20 protein-coding genes are annotated in these 23,418 nt (G+C 71.3%); 11 read left to right on the plus strand and 9 right to left on the minus strand.

Annotated features, from left to right (window positions below; translation table 11 throughout):
- Window positions 1-57: 57 nt before the first annotated feature.
- The 4 genes from EDD29_RS03215 (at window position 58) to EDD29_RS03230 (ending at window position 6,122) form a co-directional block, all read left to right on the plus strand.
- Entirely contained in the window at window positions 58-1,401 is a 1,344-nt protein-coding gene (locus tag EDD29_RS03215) for a cytochrome P450 (protein WP_123662112.1), read from the plus strand.
- Window positions 1,398-2,183, plus strand: a complete 786-nt coding sequence (locus EDD29_RS03220) for an SDR family oxidoreductase (protein WP_123662114.1) — start codon at window positions 1,398-1,400, stop codon at window positions 2,181-2,183. Before EDD29_RS03215 ends, EDD29_RS03220 begins: the two co-directional genes overlap by 4 nt.
- Before the next feature lie 295 nt (window positions 2,184-2,478).
- On the plus strand, window positions 2,479-2,985 hold the full coding sequence (locus EDD29_RS03225; RefSeq protein WP_148085865.1) for a hypothetical protein: 507 nt from the start codon (window positions 2,479-2,481) through the stop codon (window positions 2,983-2,985).
- Window positions 2,982-6,122, plus strand: a complete 3,141-nt coding sequence (locus tag EDD29_RS03230) for a polysaccharide deacetylase family protein (protein WP_211359544.1) — start codon at window positions 2,982-2,984, stop codon at window positions 6,120-6,122. Before EDD29_RS03225 ends, EDD29_RS03230 begins: the two co-directional genes overlap by 4 nt.
- Before the next feature lie 61 nt (window positions 6,123-6,183).
- Here the strand turns inward: EDD29_RS03230 and EDD29_RS03235 are convergent, their stop codons facing one another.
- The 3 genes from EDD29_RS03235 to hisN form a co-directional block, all read right to left on the minus strand.
- Entirely contained in the window at window positions 6,184-6,951 is a 768-nt protein-coding gene (locus EDD29_RS03235; protein WP_123662117.1) for a VOC family protein, read from the minus strand.
- 100 nt (window positions 6,952-7,051) lie between these two features.
- On the minus strand, window positions 7,052-7,243 hold the full coding sequence (locus EDD29_RS03240; RefSeq protein WP_123662119.1) for a hypothetical protein: 192 nt from the start codon (window positions 7,241-7,243) through the stop codon (window positions 7,052-7,054).
- A gap of 62 nt (window positions 7,244-7,305) precedes the next feature.
- Window positions 7,306-8,088 (minus strand): histidinol-phosphatase, encoded by a 783-nt coding sequence (gene hisN, locus EDD29_RS03245; protein ID WP_246052482.1) that lies wholly within the window; start codon window positions 8,086-8,088, stop codon window positions 7,306-7,308.
- 152 nt (window positions 8,089-8,240) lie between these two features.
- Here hisN and EDD29_RS03250 point away from each other — a divergent pair, with 152 nt between their 5' ends.
- Complete coding sequence (locus EDD29_RS03250; protein WP_123662123.1) at window positions 8,241-9,077, plus strand: hypothetical protein; 837 nt, start codon at window positions 8,241-8,243, stop codon at window positions 9,075-9,077.
- A 46-nt stretch (window positions 9,078-9,123) separates the two neighbouring features.
- A complete protein-coding gene (locus EDD29_RS03255; RefSeq protein ID WP_246052483.1) occupies window positions 9,124-9,909 on the plus strand; it encodes an MHYT domain-containing protein in 786 nt (261 codons plus the stop codon).
- 3 nt (window positions 9,910-9,912) lie between these two features.
- On the opposite strand, the gene rsgA is transcribed toward EDD29_RS03255, so the two are convergent.
- Both rsgA and aroA read right to left on the minus strand, forming a co-directional pair.
- A complete protein-coding gene (gene rsgA / locus EDD29_RS03260) occupies window positions 9,913-10,962 on the minus strand; it encodes a ribosome small subunit-dependent GTPase A (protein WP_246052484.1) in 1,050 nt (349 codons plus the stop codon).
- Window positions 10,935-12,215, minus strand: a complete 1,281-nt coding sequence (gene aroA, locus EDD29_RS03265; protein WP_123662125.1) for a 3-phosphoshikimate 1-carboxyvinyltransferase — start codon at window positions 12,213-12,215, stop codon at window positions 10,935-10,937. Before aroA ends, rsgA begins: the two co-directional genes overlap by 28 nt.
- Window positions 12,216-12,359: 144 nt before the next feature.
- Between aroA and EDD29_RS03270 the strand changes: the two genes are divergently transcribed.
- Window positions 12,360-13,742 carry a cytochrome ubiquinol oxidase subunit I gene (locus EDD29_RS03270; RefSeq protein WP_123662127.1) on the plus strand — a complete coding sequence of 461 codons (1,383 nt, stop codon included), beginning with the start codon at window positions 12,360-12,362 and terminating at the stop codon, window positions 13,740-13,742.
- 73 nt (window positions 13,743-13,815) lie between these two features.
- On the opposite strand, the gene EDD29_RS03275 is transcribed toward EDD29_RS03270, so the two are convergent.
- Window positions 13,816-14,874, minus strand: a complete 1,059-nt coding sequence (locus EDD29_RS03275; RefSeq protein WP_123662129.1) for an RNA-guided endonuclease InsQ/TnpB family protein — start codon at window positions 14,872-14,874, stop codon at window positions 13,816-13,818.
- Between the two features lie 24 nt (window positions 14,875-14,898).
- Entirely contained in the window at window positions 14,899-15,231 is a 333-nt protein-coding gene (locus EDD29_RS03280; protein WP_123662131.1) for a helix-turn-helix domain-containing protein, read from the minus strand.
- 202 nt (window positions 15,232-15,433) lie between these two features.
- Between EDD29_RS03280 and cydB the strand changes: the two genes are divergently transcribed.
- From cydB to EDD29_RS03300, 4 genes are read left to right on the plus strand one after another with little or no spacing between them, the layout of a single operon-like run.
- The gene (cydB, locus tag EDD29_RS03285) at window positions 15,434-16,462 is read left to right on the plus strand and encodes a cytochrome d ubiquinol oxidase subunit II (RefSeq protein ID WP_123662133.1); all 1,029 of its coding nucleotides are present in this window, start codon (window positions 15,434-15,436) and stop codon (window positions 16,460-16,462) included.
- Window positions 16,459-18,072, plus strand: coding sequence for a thiol reductant ABC exporter subunit CydD (gene cydD, locus EDD29_RS03290; protein WP_123662135.1), 1,614 nt, complete (start codon window positions 16,459-16,461; stop codon window positions 18,070-18,072). Before cydB ends, cydD begins: the two co-directional genes overlap by 4 nt.
- Entirely contained in the window at window positions 18,069-19,730 is a 1,662-nt protein-coding gene (gene cydC, locus EDD29_RS03295) for a thiol reductant ABC exporter subunit CydC (protein WP_170201276.1), read from the plus strand. Before cydD ends, cydC begins: the two co-directional genes overlap by 4 nt.
- Before the next feature lie 9 nt (window positions 19,731-19,739).
- Window positions 19,740-20,549, plus strand: a complete 810-nt coding sequence (locus EDD29_RS03300; protein WP_123662137.1) for an SOS response-associated peptidase — start codon at window positions 19,740-19,742, stop codon at window positions 20,547-20,549.
- Window positions 20,550-20,556: 7 nt separating this feature from the next.
- Here EDD29_RS03300 and EDD29_RS03305 read toward each other — a convergent pair whose 3' ends face one another.
- The gene (locus EDD29_RS03305) at window positions 20,557-21,867 is read right to left on the minus strand and encodes an HD domain-containing protein (RefSeq protein ID WP_246052485.1); all 1,311 of its coding nucleotides are present in this window, start codon (window positions 21,865-21,867) and stop codon (window positions 20,557-20,559) included.
- Window positions 21,861-23,186, minus strand: coding sequence for an HD-GYP domain-containing protein (locus tag EDD29_RS03310; RefSeq protein WP_123662138.1), 1,326 nt, complete (start codon window positions 23,184-23,186; stop codon window positions 21,861-21,863). Before EDD29_RS03310 ends, EDD29_RS03305 begins: the two co-directional genes overlap by 7 nt.
- Between the last annotated feature and the right edge of the window lie 232 nt (window positions 23,187-23,418).

Below are 23,418 nucleotides of genomic sequence, written 5' to 3' on the forward strand. Positions count from 1 at the left end.
CGCCGTAAGTCGAGACTTACCCACGTACGACGTACGTCGGCAGGAGGTAGGAAGACGATGGCCTTGCTCGCGCCCGCACCCGAGGGCACCGGCCTCAAGCCGGTTCCCGGGGAACCCGGGCTGCCCTACCTGGGGTTCATCCTCCAGCAGATGCGCGACCCCGTCGGGTTCGCCAAGAACCGCCGGGAGAAGTTCGGCGACGTCTCCTGGAACAACTTCCTGGGCCGCCGCGTGGTGACCCTCCAAGGCCCCGACGCCGTCCGCGAGGTCCTCGCCAACAAGGACAAGGCGTTCGCCAACGGCCCGGCCTGGGGATTCTTCATCGGCCCGTTCTTCGAGCGCGGCATCATGCTGCTGGACTTCGAGGAGCACCTGCACCACCGCAGGATCATGCAGCAGGCCTTCACCCGCGACAGGCTCGTCACCTACCTCGACATGATGGCCCCCGAGGTCGCGCGCGGCATCGACGCCTGGCGGCCCGGCCCGTTCCAGGTGCTGCCGCAGATGAAGAAGCTGACGCTCGACCTCGCCCTCGAGGTCTTCGTCGGCGTCCAGCTCGACCCCCGCGAACGCGACGAGGTGAACACCGCGTTCGTCGACTCGGTCCGCGCCGGCCTGTCGATCGTCCGCTTCCCCGTCCCCGGCCTGCGCTGGAGCCGCGGCCTCAAGGCGCGCAAGAAGCTCGAGACGTTCTTCTACCGCAACATCGCCGCCAAGCGCGCCGAAGGCGGCGACGACCTCTTCGCGGCGCTCTGCGCCGCCGAGACCGACGACGGCCACCGCTTCACCGACACCGACGTCGTCAACCACATGATCTTCGCGTTGATGGCCGCGCACGACACCACGACCATCACCATGACGTCGATGGCCTACTACCTGGCCAAGCACCCCGAGTGGCAGGAGCGCTGCCGCGAGCAGTCCCGCGCCCTCGGCAAGGACCGGCTGGAGTTCGCCGACCTCGACGCGCTCACCGACCTCGACCTGGTGATGAAGGAGGCGCTCCGGCTCTGCTCGCCGGTGCCCGGCCTGCCGCGCATCGCCGTCAAGGACGCCCAGGTACTCGGGTTCCACATCCCGAAGGGCACGATGGTGAACCTCGCGACCTTCACCAACCACTACATCGACGAGTACTGGCCCGACCCGCAGCGATTCGACCCCGAGCGGTTCTCCCCCGAGCGCCGCGAGGACAAGGTGCACCAGTACGCCTGGCACCCGTTCGGCGGCGGCGTGCACAAGTGCATCGGGCTGTACTTCGCCGGCATGCAGGTCAAGTCGATCCTCCACCAGGTGCTGCTCAAGTACTCCTGGACCGTGCCGGACGGCTACACCTGGCCGCTCGACATGTCGACCCTCCCCGTCCCGAAGGACGGGCTCCCCGTGACTCTGGAGCGTGTGCAGTGATCGTCGCCATCACCGGGGCCGCGCGCGGCATCGGACTCGCCACCGCCAAGGCGTTCAAGGCCAAGGGCGCCACCGTCGTCATCGGCGACATCGACGAGGAGGCGGTGCGCAAGGCCGCCGAGGAGCACGGCCTGAAGGGCGTCCGCCTCGACGTCACCGACCGGGCCTCGTTCGAGGCGTTCCTCGCCGAGGCCGGGGACTACCGCGTCCTGGTGAACAACGCGGGCATCATGCCGATCGGCTCGATCCTCGACGAGTCCGACGCCGACGCCCGCCGCTGCATCGACATCAACGTGCACGGCGTCATGCTCGGCACCAAGCTCGCGCTGGCGAAGTTCGTCCCCGAAGGGCGCGGCCACGTCGTCAACGTCGGGTCCATCGCGGGCATCCTCCCGACGCCGGGGCTCGCCCTGTACAACGGCAGCAAGGGCGCCGTCGTCATGTTCACCGAGGCGGCCCGCCAGGAGGTCGCCAAGCACGGGGTGCAGGTGAGCGCGGTGCTGCCGACGTTCACCAACACCGAACTGGTGGCCGGGACGCGCAGCCCGAAGGGGCAGAAGAACGCCGAGCCCGAGGACATCGCCCAGGCCATCGTCAAGATCATCGCCAAGCCGCGGCCGCGGGTCACCGTGCCCGCGAAGTTCGGGGCACAGCTCAAGCTGGCGAGCCTGCTGCCGCAGGCGGTCCAGGACAGGCTGAACGCCAGGCTCGGGCTCGACACCATCTTCCTGGACTTCGACGAGAGCGCCCGCAAGGGCTACGACGCGCGTATCCGCTCCTGATCCGTCCCGGCCGGGCGACCGGGCCCGTTCCGCCGAGCGGGCCCGGATTCGGACGGCCGGATTCGGTCGTCCAGGATCGTTACGACAGCTTAATTTTCAGCCCGCGGGGCTGTGATCACCGGCTTCACCGCGGTGGTTTCCCGCGCTGACGCCTGTTCTGTCGGTCTCTGTCGTTCCGGTGTGCACGCCCGTGTTAACGAATTGTCGTCGTGGTCAAGATCGTCCCTGTCGGCAACATGCCTTTCATCCCAATAGTGGAGTCTGATTGGGTAGGGATTCGCCCTAAACTCGCAACGTGAGTGAAGATCGGCCGGTTTTCGTTGACGGCAGCGGCAGACGGGGACGCCTCCTGCGCATCGGGGGCATCATCCTGAGCGTCCTGGTGTGCGGCTATGTCGCCGTGCTCGCGGTGAGCGTCGTCGCGGGCTCCGATGTGCCGATGAAGACCTGGATACTGCCCAAGGACGAGCCGACCGCGAGCCCCACGGACGAGACCCCAGGCGCCGAGCGGAGCCAGGACGCCCGCAAGGCGCAGCCCGGCCAGGGGCGGCAGAACCCCGGAGGGTCCGTGCAGCAGCCCGCAGAACCCGACGGCCCCGAGCCGTCCACGACGGCGCCCACGGACGAGGGCTCGACCAAGCCGGTCAGCCCACGACCCGTCACCACCGCGTCCGAGACGGAACCCGAGACCGAGCCGGAAACCGAACCGGAGCAAGAACCGGAACCGGAACCCGAGCCAGAACCCGAACCGGTCGACCCCGTCGACCCCGTCGAAGAACCCCCGGTGGGCGCTGAGAGATGAAGCACCGCGATCCCCGAGCCCATTGGATCGTCATCGGGCTCGGTTCCTTCCTGCTCGCCCTTCTCCTGCTCTTCGACGGGTTCGTCCAGGGCGTCGTCGGCGAGACCAAGGACACCGAGGCGGCCGGCGGCGGCCTGCTCGGCCCGGCCGAGGTCACCGAGGGCGGCCCGGTCGTCAACACAGGGCAGGGCAGCACCCAGTCGGCCCGGATGCCCGCCAAGACCATCGCCCTGACGTTCGACGACGGGCCCGACCCGACCTGGACCCCGCAGATCCTCGACGTCCTCGCCGAGCACGACGCCAAGGCGAGCTTCTTCATGATCGGCGGCCATGTCGCCAAATACCCTGATCTCGCGCGGAGGGTCCTCGACGAGGGCCACGAGATCGGCAACCACACCTACTCGCACGTCGACCTCGCCACGTCCCCCGAGTGGCGGATCAAGCTGGAGCTGAGCCTCACCCAGCGCGCGCTCGCCGGGGCGATCGGCGTGAAGACCCGGCTCATGCGCATGCCGTACTCCGGCAGCGCGGGCGGCGCGACCGAGGGCCAGTGGCGGGCCACCCAGATCGCGGGCGAAGAGGGCTACATCGTGGTCTACACCGACCGCGACACCCGGGACTGGGAGCGCCCCGGCGTCAAGTTCATGGTCGACGAGGCGCTCAAGAACACCGAATCCGGTGAAGGCGCCATCATCATGCTGCACGACTCCGGCGGCGACCGGACGCAGACCGTGCAGGCACTGAAGGAGTTCATCCCGCTCCTCCAGGCCAAGGGCTACCGCTTCACCACCCTCGCCGAGGCGCTCGAACTGCCCCGCGCCGAGGTGCCCGCCTCCGTGCGCAGCCAGGCGGCGGGCAAACTCGTCGTCAACAGCCAGCGGGTGGCGCACTTCGCCGTCGACGTCCTCGGCATCCTCTTCCTCATCGGCGGCGCGCTCGGTCTGCTCCGCCTCTTCCTTCTCATGGTCATCGCGGTCCGGCACGCCAGGGCGACACGGAAGGCCCGCAAGGCGCCGGGCATAGACGACGATCCGCCTTCGCTCACGGTCATCGTCCCGGCGTACAACGAGGCGGTCGGGATCGCCGCGACGATCACCTCGCTGCGCGACACCGACTTCGCGGGCGACCTGCGCATCATCGTGGTCGACGACGGATCCACCGACCGGACCTCGGAGATCGTCCGGGAGCTCGCCGCCCCCGGCCTGACGCTCATCACCAAGGCCAACGGCGGCAAGCCGTCCGCGCTCAACGCGGGCATCGCGCACGCGACCAGCGAGATCGTGGTCATGGTCGACGGCGACACGGTCTTCCAGCGCGACACCCTGCGCAAGATCGTCCGCCCCTTCCGGGACGCGAAGGTCGGCGCGGTCAGCGGCAACGCCAAGGTCGCCAACCGGCGCGGCATCCTCGGCCGCTGGCAGCACATCGAGTACGTCATCGGCTTCAACCTCGACCGGCGCATGTTCGACGTGTTCGACTGCATGCCGACGGTCCCCGGCGCCATCGGCGCGTTCCGCAGGGCCGCGCTCCAGCAGGTCGGCGGCGTCAGCGAGGACACCCTCGCCGAGGACACCGACCTCACCATGGCCATCAACCGGGCCGGCTACCGGGTGGCCTACGAGGAGTCCGCGATCGCGTGGACCGAGGCGCCCGGGTCCCTCGGCCAGCTCTGGCGGCAGCGGTACCGGTGGTGCTACGGCACCATGCAGGCGATGTGGAAGCACAAGTCGTGGTTCCGCGAGAAGAACGGCAGGCTCTGCCTGTCCTACCTCACGCTCTTCCAGGTCTTCTTCCCGCTGCTCGCCCCGGCCGTCGACGTGTTCGCCGTGCACACGCTGCTGTTCGGCGACCGCAAGCAGATCGCGCTGATCTGGGTGGTCTTCGTCGGCGTGCAGGCGCTCGGCGGCGCGCTCGCGCTGATCCTGGACAAGGAGAAGCTGACCCCGCTGTGGACGCTGCCGCTCCAGCAGCTCGTCTACCGGCAGCTGATGTACCTGATCGTCATCCAATCGCTGGTCACCGCGGTGCTCGGCTCGCGGATGCGCTGGCAGACCATCCAGCGGGCCGGCACGTTCAACGAGCCGGGCGCGGTCGTGCCGATGGTCGTCACCGACACCGGCCCGATCGCGGTGCCCGCCGAGTTCCGGAAGCCGAAGAAGGACTCCGACACGGTCGAGGTCAAGGTCGCCGGCACGCCCGTCGCGCCCGTCGAGCCCTTGACCGCGGAGCGGTTCATCGAGGCCGCGGGTTTCGCCGACGCTCCGCAGCGGCCCGAGCCCGTCGAGCCCGCGGAGCACACCCTCCCGGTGCCCGCCCCGCGCGACGGCGACGATCCGACCCGCACCCTCCTCGACGCGACCTCGCTCCTCCCGCTGCGAAACCCGCGGTCGTCCGCGTCCGACACCCCGGTCCTGGCCACGTCGGTCGACCTCCCCGGCCCCGCCGAGACCCCCGACGACGCCGCCCCGACCTTTACGGTCACGGACGCCCCTTACGTCACCGACACGGACGACACCCACGCCGACGGCTTCGACGTGGACGTTGACGAGCCCGTCGCCCGCCCGTGGTGGGAGGACGTCCCCGAAGACCCCGCCGACCCGCCCGCCGAACCCAGGCCCTGGTGGGAGGACGACGACCCGGCACCGGACCCCGACCCGGCCGAGAACGACGAGGCGGCCGAGAGCGACGAGGAGGCCGAGGACACCGACTGGTCCCCCTTGACCCCGTCCTCCCCTCGCCTCTCCGACGCCACCATGGCCCTCCCCCTCCCCGACTTCACCAGGACCGAGCCGGACGGTTCGACCGAACCGCTCGAACTCGCCGAGCCGGACGACAAGGCCGAGTCCGACGACACCGCTGAGTCCGACGACTCGGACGAGGTGCTCGGCGTGGCCGAGCCGGTAGAGGCCGAGAAGCCGGTAGAGGCCGAGAAGCCGGACGAGCCGGCCGCCGAGCTCTTCGAAGACGAGGCCGAGGAGGCACCGGAGCCGCCCGCCCTGCGTGCCGAGCCCGCCCCGCGCCAGGCCTCGGTCGTCATGATGGCCGCAGCGGTCCGCCAGGCTCCCGCAGAGCGCCACGAGCCGGACCCGCCCGCCGACGACCCGGACCGGGACGACGACCCCGCCCGAACCCGCTGACGCACCGCCCCGGCCCGAGTCTCCGGGCAGGCGGGGCTCGCGGCCCGACCCGCGGTGGTGGTCAGTGGTGTTCTTGGAGGCCGGAGATCAGGGCGAAGAGGGCGCCCTGGGGGTCGCGGACGGTGGCCAGGCGGCCTGCGGGGCTGTCGACGAAGGGACCGGTCTGTTCGGCGCCCAGTTCCTTGGCGAGCTTCACCGAGGCGTCCACGTCGTCGACGGCGAAGTAGACCAGCCAATGGGGTGGCACGTCCGGGGGGAGATCCGGGGGGATCGGCATCATGCCGGCGATGGTCTTGTCGGCGGTCTTCCACTCGGTGTAGTAGGCGTTGCCGCCGTGCTCCCAGCCGAAGACCTTGGGGTAGAACTCGCGGGCGGCGGCGGGGTCGCGGGTGTTGAGCTCGTTCCACGCCCAGGCGCCCGGCTCGTTGACGACTTCGGCGCCCCGGTGGTCCAGTGACTGCCAGGCCATGAAGAACACGCCTTCGAGGTCGGTGTACCCGGCGAGCCTGCCCGCCTGGAGCACCTGCATGGGCGGGACCACGACGGTGCCGCCGGCCTCCCGGACCCGGGCGGTGGTGGCCTCGATGTCGTCGGTCGCCACGTAGGTGGTCCAGTGGGGCGGTGAGTCGGGGCTCATGGTGGGCCCGACGCCCGCGACGACCTTGCCGTTGAGATGGAACTGCCCGTACCCCTGCGCCTCCGGGCTGGCGTCGAACCCCGCGCGCCAGCCGAGCAGCGCGTCGTAGAAGCGCGCGGCGGCGTCGGTGTCCGGCACCGACACGTCCACCCAGCAGGGCGTTCCCGGGTCGAATCCGTGACGTTGCGACATACCCCAATCGTCGCACCGGGGCCCCCGGGCGAAACCGGGCTATTCAGAAGCTTTACCGCCCCTGTCCGTCATCGGGCCCGGCGGCCCGGAGCCCGAGCCGTCATGGGCCCAGGCGGCGGCGGCCCTGCTCGCGGAGCTTGCGCTTCTGGGTGGGGTCGAGCATGAGGTAGGCGACCGCGGGGACCGCGATGACGCCGAGGATGATCAGCACGGCCAGCCAGGTGGGCAGGATCCACCACAGGATGATCGCGGTCGCGCCGCCGATGACGACTGCCTTGGTACGGGGTGCCATGTGCTCCGCCTTTCCCGCGGGGTCCCCTCCACACTATGTCGGCCCCGAGGCGAAGTCCTCCCTCACGAGAGGTAGCCGAGGACCTCCTGATGGAGGAGGCCGTTGGAGCAGACCACGCTCCCGCCCTCCGCGGTGTGCTCGCCGGACAGGGAGGTGAAGGTCCCGCCCGCCTCTTCGACGATCACCTTGAGCGGCGCGATGTCCCAGAGGCTGACCTCGGGCTCGGCCGAGATCTCGACGGCGCCTTCGGCGACCATCATGTGCGACCAGAAGTCGCCGAACGCCCGGGTGCGCCACACGTTCCGGGTGAGGTCGAGGAAGCCGTCGAGCTTGCCGCGGTCCTCCCAGCCGCTGAGGCTGGAGTAGGAGAAGGAGGCGTCCTCGAGGGAACCGACCTTGGAGACCTGGAGGCGCTGGGCCTTGGTCAGGCTCCGCCCGGTCCACGCTCCGCCGCCCTTGGCGGCCCACCAGCGCTTGCCGAGGGCGGGCGCGGACACGAGGCCCACCACGACCTCGCCGTCCTCCATGAGGGCGATGAGGGTCGCCCAGGCGGGTACCCCGCGCACGAAGTTCTTGGTCGCGTCGATGGGGTCGATCACCCAGACGCGCTGGCTGAAGCCGCTCTTGCCGTATTCCTCGCCGATCACCGCGTCGCGGGGACGGGCGCGCTTGAGGGTGCCGCGGATCTGCTCCTCGACCGCGCGGTCGGCGTCGCTCACCGGGGTGAGGTCGGGTTTGGTCTCCACGCGCAGGTCGAGTGCCTTGAACCGGCGCGTGGTCAGGTCGTCGGCCGCGTCCGCCAGGACGTGGGCGAGGCGGAGATCATCTGAGTATCCATCGGCCACGTCTGGAAAACCTACTGTATCGGGGACCTTGGGAGGGGGGTCGGGTACCTGACTCTCAGTCAAGCGGTGAGACATATCAGCACTTGTAATGCAAACGCTGTCTACTTGTGAGTAACGGGGTGAGGGCCGGGCCGCGGTGGGACGATGGCGGCATGCCGCACGTTTTCCCCGCCTGGGTGGCCGAGCTCACCGATCCCCGCCGCGCGCGGACCCTCGAGGAGCTGGCCGATCGGCTCGTCCCGCTCGCCGAGCAGGCCATCGACGTCTCGCGCCGCCTCCAGGAGCAGCTCGCCGACCTCAACGCGCCCTTCGAGACCGACGCGCTGCGCGCCCTCGTCGATGGACTCCAGCACAGATCGGAGACCGCGTTCACGGAGGTGAACGCCGAGATCGAGGGCACCGCGCGGACCCGCCTCACGCGGCTGCTGGCCAGGGAGACGCCGGAGGCGCGCGAGGCGCTCCGGGCCGAACTCGTCCCGGCGCTGACGGCGCAGCAGCAGGTGGTCGCCGAGCGGCTCGGCGCGTGCACGGGGGCCGCCGTGCAGAGCGCGGCCAAGCTCCTGCTCGACCGGACCGCGGAGCTGGCCGGATCGGTCGCGGTGCTGGTCCGGCAGGTGCTGCCCGCGGCGCAGGAAGGGCTCGCGCTCGCGGGGCGGATCTCCGGCCTCACCGGACGGGTGCGCGCGCAAGGACGCGGTGAGGTTCCCGCGTGGGTGCTCGCCGAGGCCGCCGGGCTCGCGGCGGTCGCCGACGAGACCCTGGCCAGGCTGGAGCTGGAGTGGTCGATGGCGGGGGCGCGCGCGGCGGCGGCGCGCACCGCCCTGCGGGCGGCGGAGGAGGCGGCGTTCAGTGAGGTCACCGGGGCCCTCGCCGGGGAGGTCGCGGAGCTGGCACCGGAGCACATCAGGGTGCTCGGCGACCTGGAACATCGCATTCTTGAGCGTTTCACCACGGAATCGTCGGGCGATTTGCCGGAATCAGTCCGGTAAGGGACCATGGTCCCGATTTCCGAGACATAAGGTCGGTGGCCCGTTCGTGCATGATCACGTCGCCCATGTCACCCACTTCACCTACGGCCCGGTCACCCCGGTCCTCGGTTACCTGTTCTCCGTGCTCGGCTCGATGCTCGGCCTCCAGTGCACCGCCCGCGCGCGGGCCGTGCGGAGCCTTCAGGAGCGCTGCGCGTGGCTGGCCGGGGCCGCGGTCGCCCTCGGGGGAACGGGCATCTGGGTGATGCACTTCGTCGGCATGCTGGGGTTCAGCATTCCCGGCGCCCGCATCGGCTTCGACGTCCCGCTCACCATCTTCAGCGCGTTGTTCGCCATCGCCGTCGTCGGGGCGGGCCTCTTCCTCGTCGGGTTCGACCGGCCGCTGCTGCCGGGCGGCGTGCTCGCGGGCTGCGGCATCGCGGTCATGCACTACACCGGCATGGCCGCTATGAACACCGGGGCCACCATCGAGTACGCGCTCGACCTCGTGATCGTCTCGGTCCTCATCGCCATCGCCGCGGCCACCGCCGCGCTGTGGTGCGCGGTTCGGCTCAACGGCTGGCCGACGATGCTCGGCGCGTCGCTGATCATGGGCCTCGCCATCAGCGGCATGCACTACACCGGCATGGCGGCGCTGCGCGTCTCGGACGTCACCGACGCCGCCGTCGAGGGCACCGGCATGTCCCACGTGCTGCTGCCGCTGATCGCCAGCGTCGGCCTGGTGACCGCGGTGCTGCTCGTCGCCGTCGGCGGCTCGGCCAGCAAGCGCGAACGCGAACGCGACAAGGAGTTCAGGGACCGCCTCGACCGGCAGATGCGGCTGCTCGACTGACGGTCAGGCGCCCGTCTCATCCCGGTTGTCCTCGCGGACCGTCTCGTCCCGGTTGGTCAGCAGCCGCCGGAACGACTCGAGCCGCTCGGGGGAGGAGTGCCCCGAGGCGATCCAGGCGTCCAGCGCGCACGCCTCCTCCAGGTGCGAGCACTGCGGCGGGCAGCGCACGGAGCCCTCGACGAGGTCGGGGAAGCCGAGGATGAGATCGGCGGGCGGGATGTGCGCGAGCCCGAAGCTGCGCACGCCCGGCGTGTCGATGATCCAGCCGCCTTCCGGCAGCTCCAGCGCGAGCGCCGACGACGAGGTGTGCCTGCCCCGGCCGGTGACCGCGTTGACATGGCCGACGGCCCGGTCCGCTTCCGGGACCAGCGCGTTGACCAGGGTCGACTTGCCGACGCCGGAGTGCCCGACGAGCACGCTCATCCGATCGGCGAGCAGTTCGCGCAGCCCGGTGAGCTCCCCGCCCCTCTGGGTGGAGAACGACCGTACGCCCAGCGGCTCATAGATGGACAGCAGCTTCTCGGGGGAGGCGAGGTCGGCCTTGGTAAGGCAGAGCAGCGCCTCCATGCCCGCGTCCCGCGCGGCGACGAGACAGCGGTCGATCATGCCGATGCGCGGCTCCGGATCGGCCAGCGCGGTGACGATCACGAGCTGCTCGGCGTTCGCGACGATCACCCGCTCGACGTCCTCGGTGTCGTCGGCGGTCCGGCGCAGCACCGAAGTGCGCGGCTCCACCCGGACGACCCTGGCGAGCGCGTCCGGCTGCCCGGAGGTGTCGCCGACCAGGCCCACCCGGTCGCCCACCACGACGCCCTTGCGGCCCAGTTCGCGGGCCCGCATCGCGGTGACCGCGGTCTGCTTGCGCCGCGAGTGCCGGACCAGGACCCGGTAGCGGCCGCGGTCGACCGCGACGACCAGCCCTTCCACGGCGTCCTCGTGGGCGGGGCGCTGACGGGTACGCGGACGGGAGCCGCGGCCGGGCCTGACCCGGACGTCGTCCTCGTCGAGATGCTTCCAGTCGCGCGCTATGACCGCTCCAACATCCGGGTCCACAGTTCGGTGAACGTCGGGAGGGTCTTGCCCACGGTCGCGGGGTTCTCCACCTCGATTCCCGGAACGGCGAGGCCGAGCGTGGCCGCGGCCATCACCATCCGGTGGTCGTCGTAGGTGTGGAACAGGCCGCCGCGCAGCGGGCGGGGCCGGATCACCAGGCCGTCGGGCGTCTCCTCGGCGTCGCCGCCGAGCCGGGTGAGCTCCGCGACGAGCGCGGCGAGCCGGTCGGTCTCGTGGCCGCGGATGTGCGCGATGCCGGTGAACCGGGACGGGGAGTCGGCGAGCGCGGCGACCATCGCCAGCACCTGGGCCAGCTCCGAGCACGCGCTGAGGTCGGCCTCGATGCCGTGGATCACGCCGGTGCCGCGGACCGTCAGCCCGCGCTCGGCCGACCAGGACACCTCGCCGCCCATCCGGGCCAGCAGATCGCGCAGCCTGTCTCCCGGCTGGGTGGTGTGCTCCGGCCAGTGCCGCACGGTCACCTCGCCGCCGGTGACCAGGGCCGCGGCGAGGAACTGGGCGGCGTTGGAGAGATCGGGTTCGATCCGCCACTCGCCGCCGCGCAGCGCGCCGGGCGCCACCCGCCACACGTCCTGCCCGGTCTCCACCTCGGCGCCGGCCTCGCGCAGCATCCGCACCGTCATCTCCAGATGCGGCGCCGACGGCACGGGCGGCCCCTCGTGCCGCAGCTCGACGCCCTTGCCGAAGGACGGCGCGCTCAGCAGCAGCCCGGAGACCAGCTGGGACGAGCTCGAGGCGTCCAGCACCACGGTGCCGCCCGCCACCGCGCCCGTGCCGTGCAGGGTGAAGGGAAGGAGGCCGCGGCCGTCGTCCTCGATCCGCACGCCGAGGTCGCGCAGCGCGCCCAGCAGCGGGCCCATCGGCCGGGTGCGGGCGTGCGGGTCGCCGTCGAAGGCGACGGGCCCGTCGGCGAGGGCGGCCAGCGGCGGGACGAAGCGCATGACGTTGCCCGACAGCCCGCAGTCGACCGCCGCGGGGGCGGCCGGCTCACCCGGCAGGACCCGCCAGGTGGTGCCGTCCTCTTCCACGCCGATGCCGAGCCCGCGCAGGGCCGCCGCCATCAGCAGCGTGTCGCGCGAGCGCAAAGCGCCGGTGAGGACCGCGCCCTCCCGCGCGTGCGCGGCCAAGATCAGGGCACGGTTCGTCATGGACTTGGAGCCGGGCAGCTCCACGACCGCGGAGACCGGGCCTTCGGCGGCCGGAGCGGCCCAGGGGGCCGTGCTGGTGGTCATACCGCAAGCCTATCGGGGTGGAGACGGGGGTGGATCGGGGTGTTGAAAGGACCAATGTAGGGTCGAAGAGAACTTAGGTCCTCACCTTTTTGGAGTGGATCGGGTAAACGCTTGTCCTGACCACTTTTGGGGAAGGGTGCTTCAATGGATGAGCTACTCCTCGCGCGCCTTCAGTTCGGCGTGACGACGGTGTACCACTTCCTGTTCGTGCCGGTCACGATCGGCCTCTCGCTCCTGATCGCGCTGCTCCAGACTGCCTGGGTGCGCACGGGACGGGAACATTACAAGCGGGCCACGAAGTTCTGGGGAAAGCTGTTCCTCATCAACTTCGCCCTCGGCCTGGCGACGGGGATCACGCAGGAGTTCCAGTTCGGGATGAACTGGAGTGACTATTCAAGGTTTGTCGGGGATATCTTCGGGGCACCGCTCGCCATTGAGGCGCTGCTCGCCTTCTTTCTTGAGTCCACGTTCCTGGGGATCTGGATCTTCGGCTGGGACAGGCTTCCCAAGCTCGTCCACCTGGCGTGCATCTGGCTCGTGTCGATCGGCACGATGCTCTCGGCGTACTTCATCCTCGCCGCCAACTCCTGGATGCAGAACCCGGTCGGCTACACCTTCAACGAGCAGGCCCAGCGCGCCGAACTCACCAGCTTCACCGACGTCCTGACCAACCAGGTGCTGGTCTGGGCGTTCCCGCACACGCTCACCGGCTGCCTCGTCACCGGCGGCATCCTGATGGCCGCGATCTCCGCCTGGCATCTCAAGCGGGGCCGCAACCTCGACACGATGCGACCGTCGCTGCGGCTCGGCCTGGTCGTCACCCTCATCGGCACCTTCGGCTTCCTGTTCACCGGTGACGGGCTCGGCAAGGCGATGACCGAGACGCAGCCGATGAAGATGGCCGCCGCCGAGGCGCTCTACGAGACCAGCCAGCCCGCCTCGTTCTCGCTGTTCACCATCGGCACTCTGGACGGGACCGCGCCGACGTTCTCGATCGAGATCCCCGACCTGCTGTCGTTCCTGGCGACGGGCACCCTCGACGGCGAGGTCAAGGGCATCAACGACCTCCAGGCGCAGTACGAGGCCGAGTTCGGTCCCGGTGACTACCGCCCCTACATTCCCATCACCTACTGGGGATTCCGGATCATGATCACCGCCGGCCTGCTGATCGGCCTCGTCTCGGTCGTCGGGCTCTGGCTCACCAGGCGGGGCCGCCTGCCGCAGCGCAAGTGGGTGTGGACCCTCGCCATCTGGGCCGTGGTGCTGCCCTTCATCGGCAACTCCTTCGGCTGGATCTTCACCGAGATGGGCCGCCAGCCGTGGCTGGTGTTCGGCCTGCTCAAGACCGAGGACGGAGTGTCCCCGACCGTGCCCGGCGGGACGGTCCTCGCCTCGTTCCTCGTCTTCACCGCCCTCTACGGGATCCTCGCCGTCGTCGAACTCGGCCTGATGATCAAGTTCGCCCGCAAGGACCCCCCAGAGGAACCGAAGACACCCGACGAATCCAAGCTCGAGTTCGCGTACTAACAACCTGCTCACAAGGGTCTGGCTTGCGGACAGCTCCCTTCTCGGGAGTCCGTTCCTCCCGCCTGAACAGCATTCAGGTGGGGAGTCCGGTTCGCGCCGTGGACGGTCCCTTGGCGGCGGCCCCACCCGTGGGGCGGGGCCGGCGGCGCTCCGGGACCTGGGCGCGCGTTGGTGACCCGGCCCGCTGCTTGCGGGTCCGGGGCCCGGGATTCGGCCCGGACGTTCGATGTGGAGTGCGAAGGAGGTGTGGTCCTTGTGCGGCGAGGTTGATCGCGGCGTTCAGATCCCGGTCGATGTGCAGGCCGCATTCGCCGCATCGGTAGGTCCGCTCGGCCAGGCCGAGCCTGTTGGCACGGTGCCCGCAGGCCGAGCAGATTTTGCTGGAGGGGAACCACCGGTCGGCCTCGACGAGTACGCCGCCGCGCCACTCGCTCTCGTACGTGAGCATTCGGGCAAGGTTCCCGAACGACGCGTCGGTCAGGGCTTTCGCAAGGCGGTGGTCGGCGAGCATCCCGACGACGTGCAGATTTTCGATCACCAGCCGGTCGTGGTTCTTGACCAGCAGGTTCGTCACCTGATGCAGTCGGTGTTCCCGGATCGCCGCCGTGCGCGCTTGAAACTCCCGCACTTGCTCGACAGCCCGCGCGCGGCGCTTGGAGCCGGACTGTTCGCGGGTCAGGCGGCGCTGCCGGGCGGCCAAACCGTCCTGGCGGCGCTGGTAGGTGCGGCCCGCCGAGACCCGGGCGACTGGCCTGCCGTCGCCGGTGGCGGCCACGACCAGATCGATCAGGCCCCGGTCGATGCCGACCCAGTCGGCGGTATCACCTGCGCCTCGCGGGGAAGAGCTCGGGTGCCGGAGGGAGGGGTGCAGGTCGGCGGCCTGCACGGTGATCGAGGCGATCCACCTGCCTCGATGCGTGCGGACTGTGACGGCGGTGATCCTGGCTCTGGTGGTGCCATCCGAACAAGGACGCAGCATCCTGCGCAGCCCGCGGGTGTCCTCCCGTACCCGCACCACACCGACCTTCGGAATCCTGACGGTCCGAGGGCGGCCAGGGGCGCCGAGGCGGACGCTGCCTTTCTGGGCGCGGACCCGGAACGCGTAGGGGGTGCGGTTCTTCTTCTTGAACACCGGAAACCGGACTCGGGGCCCGCTCTACTCGCCGGATCGGGATTCGGTGAACGCCGCCAGTCCCCGGGCGAGATCGACCGCTGCCTCCTCGAACACCACGGCAGGGATCGTCCGGTGCCACGATGCTCCGGCGGCGTCCAGCACCTGGCGTTTCCACGCGTTCACCGCGTTGATCAGATCGAACGCCGACCACGGCACCACGACACCGGGGTCACTCTGCCTGGCGGTCACGCGGTCCTTCACCAACGAGAGCAGCATGTTGTAAGCGGCGCGGGAGGCCCCCGCGGCCGTGCGCAACAGAGCCTCCTGCTCTCCAGAAGGCTCCAGTGTGAACCGGAACGCCACCATCCGCGACATGACAGTGACCTTAAGTCGATGGAGTCGAACGTGTCAGCGAAACTTCGAATAATCCACGCCCACCGCCAAGCGTTTTCGGCGGCGTGTCTGCATCCGGCGGGGGAACCCGCCGACGCGCGGTGGCGGCACGGACAGGTGAATTCCAGGGCGTGGCCGATCTGGCGACAGAAGCCCTTCGGCAACAGGCACTGAGGACGGGGACATGCATCTGTACGACCTCTGGTTCATCGCCATCGCGGTGCTGTGGATCGGTTACTTCTTCCTGGAGGGGTTCGACTTCGGGGTCGGCGTCCTCACCAGGTTCCTCGCGCGCGACGAGCGGGAGCGCCGCGTGATGATCAACACGATCGGGCCCGTCTGGGACGGGAACGAGGTCTGGTTCATCACCGCGGGCGGCGCGACCTTCGCGGCGTTCCCCGAGTGGTACGCGACGCTGTTCAGCGGCTTCTACATTCCGCTGCTGATCATCCTCGTCGCGCTCATCTTCCGCGCCATCGCCTTCGACTACCGCGGCAAGGGGCACACCGACCGGTGGCGCGCCAACTGGGACCGGGCCATCTTCTGGGGCTCGCTCGTCCCGGCCTTCCTGTGGGGCGTGGCGTTCGCCAACATCGTGCGCGGCGTGAAGCTCAACGAGAACCACGACTACGTCGGGTCCTTCTGGGACCTGCTCAACCCGTACGCGCTGCTCGGCGGCGTCGTCACCCTCGTGCTGTTCACCTTCCACGGGGCGGTCTTCACCGCGCTGAAGACCGATGGCGAGATCCGGGCGCGCGCCAACCGGTTCTCCATCGGCATCGGCGTGGCGGCCCTCGTCCTGGCCGGGGTCTTCCTGCTGTGGACCCTGCTGCACCGCTCCGACGGCTGGACCGTCGTCGCCGCGGTCCTCGCCGCGGTGTTCCTCGCCGCGGCGATCCTCGTGTCGCTGCGGGTCCGCGAGGGCTGGGCGTTCCTGCTCTCGGGCCTCGCGATCGTCTTCGCGGTGGCGACGCTGTTCCTGTCGCTCTACCCGTACGTGATGCCCTCGACGATCGCGGAGGCGTCCAACAGCCTGACGGTGCAGAACGCCTCGTCCACGGCCAAGACGCTCGGCATCATGACGTGGGTCGCGGGCATCTTCCTGCCCATCGTGCTCATCTACCAGGGCTGGACGTACTGGGTGTTCCGCAAGCGCATCCACGTCGACCAGATCCCGGCTGCCGAACCCGCGACGCACCCGGCGACGTCATGAGGCCCTTCGATCCGAGGCTGGCGCGGTACGCCCGGGCCACCGTCCCCTACCTCCTGGTCTGCGTCGTGCTGGGCGCCGCCGCCGCGGCGCTCGTCATCGCCCAGTCGTGGCTGCTCGCGCACGCGATCGCGGCCTTCACCGTCCCGGCGGCGCTGCTCGCGGTGTTCGCCGGGCGGGCCGTGCTCGCCTGGCTCCAGGAGGTCGCCGCGCACCGCGCGTCGGCGGGGGTCAAGGCGCAGCTGCGCGCGGCGGTGCTGCGCGCGGTCACCCGCGAGGGGAGCGCGCCCGGCCCGTCGGGTGCGCTCGCCGCCCTGGTGACGCGCGGCGTCGACGCCCTCGACCCGTACTTCTCCCGCTACCTCCCGCAGCTCGTGCTGGCCCTGGTCGTGCCCGTCGCGGTGGTCGCCGCGCTGTTCACCCTGGACCCGGCCTCGGCCGTCATCGTCGCGGTGACGCTGCCGCTCATCCCGATGTTCGGCTTCCTCATCGGCACCTACACCGCCGCGCGGACCCGGCGGCAGTGGCGCACGCTCAGCCTGCTGGCCGGGCACTTCGGCGACGTCGTCGCGGGGCTGGCCACGCTGAAGGTCTTCGGCCGGGCCCGCGCCCAGCTCCGCGAGATCGAGCGGGTGTCGGAGGAGCACCGCAAGGCGACCATGTCGTCACTGCGGATCGCCTTCAGCTCCGCGCTGGTGCTGGAACTCGCCGCGACGCTGTCGGTGGCGGTCGTCGCGGTCTCCATCGGCCTGCGGCTCGTGCACGGCGGCCTGCCGTTCGAGACCGCCCTGTTCGTGCTGATCCTCGCGCCCGAGGCGTACCTTCCGCTGCGCCAGGTCGGCACCCACTTCCACGCCGCTCAGGAGGGCCTGGCCGCCGCGGAGGAGATCTTCGCGGCCCTGCCCGACGGCGCCGGGGGGCAGGCCGCGCCCGTGCCGTTCCCGGTCCAGGACGGGCCGCCGCGCGTCGCCGTCGAGGGGCTCGTCGCCCGGCCGGGGCTGCCGCCGCTCGACCTAGTCCTGGAGGCGGGGACGGGCACCGCGCTCATGGCCCCGTCCGGGACGGGCAAGTCGAGCGTCGCCGCGGTCCTGCTCGGGCTGCTCGTCCCGCACGCCGGACGAGTCCGCCTCGACGGCGTGGAGCTGGGGGAGGGCACCGACTGGGAAGGGCTGCGCAGGACCGTCGCCTGGATGCCGCAGCGGCCCTACCTGTTCCCCGGGACCGTCGCGGAGAACATCGCGCTCGCCGTGCCGGGCGCGCCCGCCGACGCCGTCCGGGCCGCGGCCCTGGCCACCGGCGCGGACCCGGACAAGGTGCTGGGCGAGAACGGCCACGGGCTGTCGGCGGGACAGCGCCAGCGCGTCGCCCTCGCCCGGGTGCACCTGCGCTGCGCGCTCCTGCCGATCACCCTGCTGCTGCTAGACGAGCCCACCGCCCACCTCGACACCGGCACCGAGCTCGACCTCGCCCACGGGATCGAGCGGCTCGCCGAAGGGCGCACCGCCATGCTCATCACCCACCGGCGCGGCCTCGCCGACCACGCCGACCGGACCGTCGTCTGGGACGCCGCGGCCCAGGCGAACGAGAACACCAAGACGGGAGCGTTCCTGTGACCACCGCGCGAACGGACACCGCACGAACGGACACCGTGCGGTCCCGGCTCACCCTGGGCGCCGGCCTGGGCGCCGGCGCCCTCATCTGCGGGATCGGCCTCATGGCCACCTCCGGCTGGCTGATCTCGCGGGCCGAGCAGCAGCCGCCCGTGCTCTACCTGATGGTCGCCATCACCTCGGTCCGCGCCTTCGGCGTCGGCCGCGGCGTCCTGCGTTACAGCGAGCGGCTCGCCTCCCACGACGCGGCGCTGCGGCTGCTCACCCGCACCCGCGTCGCGGTCTTCGACCGGCTCGCCGACCTCGCCCCCGGGCGGCTCGGCGCCTCCCGCACCCTCGGCCTCGTCGTCTCCGGGGTCGACGGGGTCGCCGACCGGTGGCTGCGCGGCAGGATCCCGATGTTCTCCGCGGCCGCGGCGGGCCTCGCCGCCCTGGTGCTCCAGACCTGGCTGCTGCCCCGGGCCGGGCTCGTCCTGCTGGCCGCGCTCGCCCTCGGCGGCGTCGCCGCCCCGCTCGTCGCGGCGGCCGCCACCCGGCGGGCCGCGGTCCGCGAGGCGCGCGGCCGGGACCGCATGTCCGAGGTCGCCACCCGCACCCTGCACGGGCTGCCTGAACTCGTCGCCTACGGGGCGGTGCCCGAGCGGCTCGCGGAGCTGGAGGAGGCCGACGCGGACCTGAACCGGGCGAGCGGCAGATCGGCCTGGTCCCTCGGCGTCGCCGACGGCATGACCGTCCTGTCCTGCGGGGCAGCGGTCTTCGGCGCGCTGGCCCTGGCCGTCCCGGCGGCCCGCGCGGGCACCCTCGACCCGTTGCTCGTCGCGGTGCTCACGCTCACCCCGCTGGCCGCCTTCGAGGCGATCTCGGCGCTGTCGGCCTCGGCCCAGCAACTGCTGCGCTCCCGCGCCGAGGACACGATCCTCGCCCGCGTCCTGGAGGCCGAGCCGCCGGTGCGCGACCCCGAGACCCCCGCGCCCCTCCCGAAGGGCGTCGCGGTGCGCGTCCGGGACCTGCGGGTGCGCTGGGCGGACGCCGACCACGACGCCCTCGCCGGGCTGGACCTCGATCTCCCTCCCGGAAGGAAGGTCGCCGTCTTCGGCGCGAGCGGCGCGGGCAAGTCCACCCTCGCCGCGGCACTCCTGCGCTTCACCGGGTACGAGGGGTCGATCACCCTCGACGGGGTCGAACTCGCCGACCTCGCGGGCGACGACGTCCGGCGCGTCATCGGCCTGTGCGCCCAGGACGCCCACGTCTTCGACACCACGGTCGCCCAGAACGTCAGGCTGGCCAGGCCCGGGTCGTCGGACGCCGAGGTCGCCGCGGTGCTCCGCCGCGCGGGCCTCGACCTGCCGCTCGACCGCCGGGTCGGGGAGCACGGCGCCGCGGTCTCCGGCGGGGAGCGCCAGCGCATCGCCCTGGCCCGCGCCCTGCTCGCCGACTTCCCCGTCCTCATCCTCGACGAGCCCGACGCCCACCTGGACGAGGACACCGCCGACAAGGTGCTCACCGACCTGCTCAACGCCGCGGGCGACCGGACCGTCCTGCTCATCACCCACCGGCCCGGCGCGCCCGGCGCGGATCCGGTGCTGCGCCACGTCGACGAGGTCGTCACCCTCACCGCGCCCGAGCCGGAACCCGCCGATCCTGTCGGCGCCGCTGCGTAGGCTGACGGCATGTGCGGGCGATACGCGACGGCGCGGGCGCGCCAGGAACTCCTGGACGAGTTCCGGATCGAGGTCGACGAGACCGTGGCCGACGACGGCAGGGACCTCCTCCAGCCGGACTACAACGCGGCCCCGACCAAGGACGTCCCGGCCGTCCTGGTCCGTCCACCGCACGGCCACGGCCACGGCGGCCAAGGTCCGGGCGCTCAGGACACCCCCGAAGAGGCCCTGCGCACCCTGCGCATGGTCAGGTGGGGCCTCGTCCCGTCCTGGGCGAAGGATCCCGGGATCGGCAACCGGATGATCAACGCGAGGGTCGAGACCCTCGCCGAGAAGCCCGCGTACCGCCGCGCCTTCGCCCGCCGCCGCTGCCTGCTGCCCGCCGACGGCTACTACGAGTGGTACAAGGGCGAGGACGGCAAGAAGCAGCCCTTCTTCATCCGGCCGGACGACGGCGGCGTCCTGCCCATGGCGGGCCTGTACGAGCTGTGGAAGTCCCCTGAGGGCGAGTGGCTGTTCACCTGCACCGTCATCACCGCCCAGGCCGCCGACGAACTCGGCCACATCCACGACCGGATGCCGATGACCGTCACCGACCCCGACGCCTGGCTCGACCCGGCGCGCACCGACACCGCGGCGGCGGGCCGCCTCCTCGTGCCCGCGATGTCACGGAGACTCGAGGCCTACCCCGTCGGCAAGGAGGTCGGCAACGTGCGCAGCAGCGGCCCTCAGCTCATCCGCCCGATCGCCGAACCCGGCGTCCCCGCCGGAGACGCCTCCGACGACCCGGACCCGGCCGAGGGCGACACGCTCTTCTGACCGTCGTTCAGCGCAGGACCCTGCGGTCCAGCACCCGCGCCAGCGCCTCGACGACGGCCGGGTCGTACTGGAACGCCGAGTCGGCGCGCAGCCTGTCCAGCACCGCGGCCGCCCGGTCCCGGTCGCGGGAGTCGCCCATGAGGTCGTCGTAGGCGTTGGCGGCCTTGATGATCCGGCTCGCCAGGGGCGGCCCCGGCCGGACCCCCGCGGGGTCCCGGTACGGGTCGCACTGGGCGCGGACGATCCGGGCGACCATGTCCAGCACGCCGGTCTGCTCGATGACGCCCGCGCCGAGGTCGGCGATCCGGCGCTGGTCCTCCGGCGCGGCGAGCACCGTCGCGCCGCCGGGGATCGGGTCGGGCAGGGACAGCTGCCCGATGTCGTGCATGAGCGCCGCGTACTCCAGCTCCAGCAGCTCCGCCTCGGCCATGCCGAGCTCCCGGCCCATCGCCACCGACAGCTTGCTCACCCGCAGCGAGTGCTCGGCCTCGACGTAGCCGCCGACCTCCGTCACCCGCGAGAGCGCCCGGACGGTCTGGAGGTAGGTGGTGCGTACCGCGGCGTAGCGGCGGAACGCGAACTGGGTGGTGAGGATCGGCGCGGTGAACAGCAGCAGCGCCGCGAGCCCCATCACCGAGGTCGCGACCGCGATGAGCATGCCCGTCGCCGACGACGCCGCGCACAGCAGCGCGCTCGCGCGGAACTCGTCGACGAACGCGATGCCGAACCTGGCCCGCACCGCCTCGGACCGGATGAGCGCGGCCACCGTCATGTCCGCCAGCGCCGCCGCCGCCGAGATCGCGGTCATCAGCCCGAGCGCCGTCAGCCACTCGCGGTGGGTCAGCGGCTCGCCGGTGAACAGCACGTCGGTGAGCGGCCGGAAGAGGATCGCCACGACCGCGGCGGCCACCAGCCGCCGCGCCATCGCGTCGATCTTCGGCGAGCGGTTCACCGCGACGTGCGGGAGCGTTCCCGCGGCCATGCCGCACGCCGTCACCGCGACGACCTGGAACGGAGAGTGCACGACGGGCTCCCCGCCCACGCTCAGCAGCATCCCGTACGCCAGCGCGCCCGCCCGGCTGATCGGGGCGACCTCCCGGCCGCCCGGCATGTTCATCCGGAACAGCTCGCCGAGCGCGATGAGCACGCCGAAGATGATGGCGGGCTCCAGGTCGTCGACCCCGCCGTTGGCGGCGAGCCACGCCAGCGCGGCGACGACCAGCGCGGCGGCCGCGCCCATGACGACGAGCTGGGCCGAGTCGAGATGCTGCCAGGCGGACTTCTCCCGGGTCGCCTGGAGCCTGCTGCCCGCTACCACGCGCCCTCCCCGGAGACCTGGATCGGCGTGCTGGGGTCGTCGTGGTCCTGCCGGGTCGTCTGCGCCTCGGCGGGCGGGACGATCTGGTCGGGGGAGACCCACCCGGCCTTGTCCAGCGCGCGCAGGAACGCCGTGACCATCTCGGGGTCGAAATCGACGCCGCTACACCGCTCCAATTCCGCGACCCCGTCGGCGAGGGACTTGGCGGGCCGGTAGGACCGGGTGGACGTCATCGCGTCGAAGGCGTCGGCGACCCCGATGATGCGGGCGAACTCGGGGATCTCGTCCCCGGCCAGGCCGTTCGGGTAGCCGCGCCCGTTGAGCTTCTCGTGGTGGTGCATGATCCCCGCCAGGGCCTCGTCGAGGAAGCCGATCTCGCTGATGATCTCCAGCCCGCGCATCGGGTGGAGCTGAATGGCGGCGAACTCCTCTTCGCTCAGCGGCCCCTCCTTCTGGAGGACCTTCGTCGGCACGCCGAGCTTGCCGACGTCGTGCAGCATCCCGGCGAACCTGATCGCGTCGACCCTGGCCCGGCTCATCCCGATCTCCTCGGCGATCATCACCGAGCCGCGCGACACCCGCTCGCTGTGGCCGCGGGTGTAGTAGTCCTTGGTCTCCACCGCCTGGCACAGCGTGGCGAGGGTCGCCTCGTGCGCGCGCTGCTGGGCGAGGGCCTGCGCGAACGCCCACCGCGCGACCAGCAGCGGCAGCAGCACCAGCACCGCGGCGAACGCCCCGATCGTGGTGTAGAGCTCGGCGATGAGCAGCCCGAACGAGCCGTATCCGAGCAGGCCGGGCGCGAGCAGCCGGGTCTCGGCGCGCAGCTCCCGGACGGTCGCGGACTTGGTGAGCAGCAGGATGCCCCACACCAGCGTCAGGTTGCAGGTGACGTAGACGAGCAGCGAGACGGCGAACGGCAGGATCTGGTCGGCGGTCTCGGTGTCCGGGCCCGGGCTGAGCGCGTCGAAGACGAACCCGGCGACGAATCCGCACAGCGCGAACTGCGCGCCGTTGTAGACCCGCTTGACGAGCGCGGCCCGCTGCCACGTGAACAGCGCGCAGGCGCCGACCAGCCCCGCGCCGGCCGGGCCGAGCAGCACGACCGAGGCGAGGCAGGCGGAGAAACTGAGGGAGACCCGTGCCCGCTCCAGACTGAGCAGTGCGGGCACGGAGTCGCAGATCAGGAAGAGGACCGCCATCGCCGCCAGCGTCGTCCATCGGACGTCGGTGTAGGACGCGGTGGCCACGAGGGTCGCGGCGAGCGCGACCACGGTGCCCACGTACGTCCAGGCAGCGAGGGGAAGACCTGCGACCGGCAATGCCGCCTCCGGTGTGACGAGGTGACCGACGCCGCCGGGGTCAGACCCAGGAAACGCCCGCGGGATCGGTCAGCAGCACCATCGCGGACGCCGCTGTAGTGACGGCGACCATCAAGTACCTGAGCATGGCGATGTACTCCCCCCGAAGTGAATCCGGGGAGTCTTCCCCGGATTCCGTCCTTGCTCCCGGCCACTGGCCAATGACAAGACTAGCCAACCCGGTGATCGTCCT

It is taken from the genome of Actinocorallia herbida (assembly GCF_003751225.1).
GTDB classification, from domain to species: Bacteria; Actinomycetota; Actinomycetes; order Streptosporangiales; family Streptosporangiaceae; genus Actinocorallia; species Actinocorallia herbida.

Bases quoted from the DNA above. Each gene is read 5' to 3' on its own strand.
- EDD29_RS03215 (WP_123662112.1), top strand. From the start codon at position 58: ATGGCCTTGCTCGCGCCCGCACCCGAGGGCACCGGCCTCAAGCCGGTT.
- EDD29_RS03230 (WP_211359544.1), top strand. From the start codon at position 2,982: ATGAAGCACCGCGATCCCCGAGCCCATTGGATCGTCATCGGGCTCGGT.
- EDD29_RS03235 (WP_123662117.1), bottom strand. From the start codon at position 6,951: ATGTCGCAACGTCACGGATTCGACCCGGGAACGCCCTGCTGGGTGGAC.
- EDD29_RS03240 (WP_123662119.1), bottom strand. From the start codon at position 7,243: ATGGCACCCCGTACCAAGGCAGTCGTCATCGGCGGCGCGACCGCGATC.
- EDD29_RS03250 (WP_123662123.1), top strand. From the start codon at position 8,241: ATGCCGCACGTTTTCCCCGCCTGGGTGGCCGAGCTCACCGATCCCCGC.
- aroA (WP_123662125.1), bottom strand. From the start codon at position 12,215: ATGACCACCAGCACGGCCCCCTGGGCCGCTCCGGCCGCCGAAGGCCCG.
- EDD29_RS03270 (WP_123662127.1), top strand. From the start codon at position 12,360: ATGGATGAGCTACTCCTCGCGCGCCTTCAGTTCGGCGTGACGACGGTG.
- EDD29_RS03280 (WP_123662131.1), bottom strand. From the start codon at position 15,231: ATGTCGCGGATGGTGGCGTTCCGGTTCACACTGGAGCCTTCTGGAGAG.
- cydB (WP_123662133.1), top strand. From the start codon at position 15,434: ATGCATCTGTACGACCTCTGGTTCATCGCCATCGCGGTGCTGTGGATC.
- cydD (WP_123662135.1), top strand. From the start codon at position 16,459: ATGAGGCCCTTCGATCCGAGGCTGGCGCGGTACGCCCGGGCCACCGTC.
- EDD29_RS03300 (WP_123662137.1), top strand. From the start codon at position 19,740: ATGTGCGGGCGATACGCGACGGCGCGGGCGCGCCAGGAACTCCTGGAC.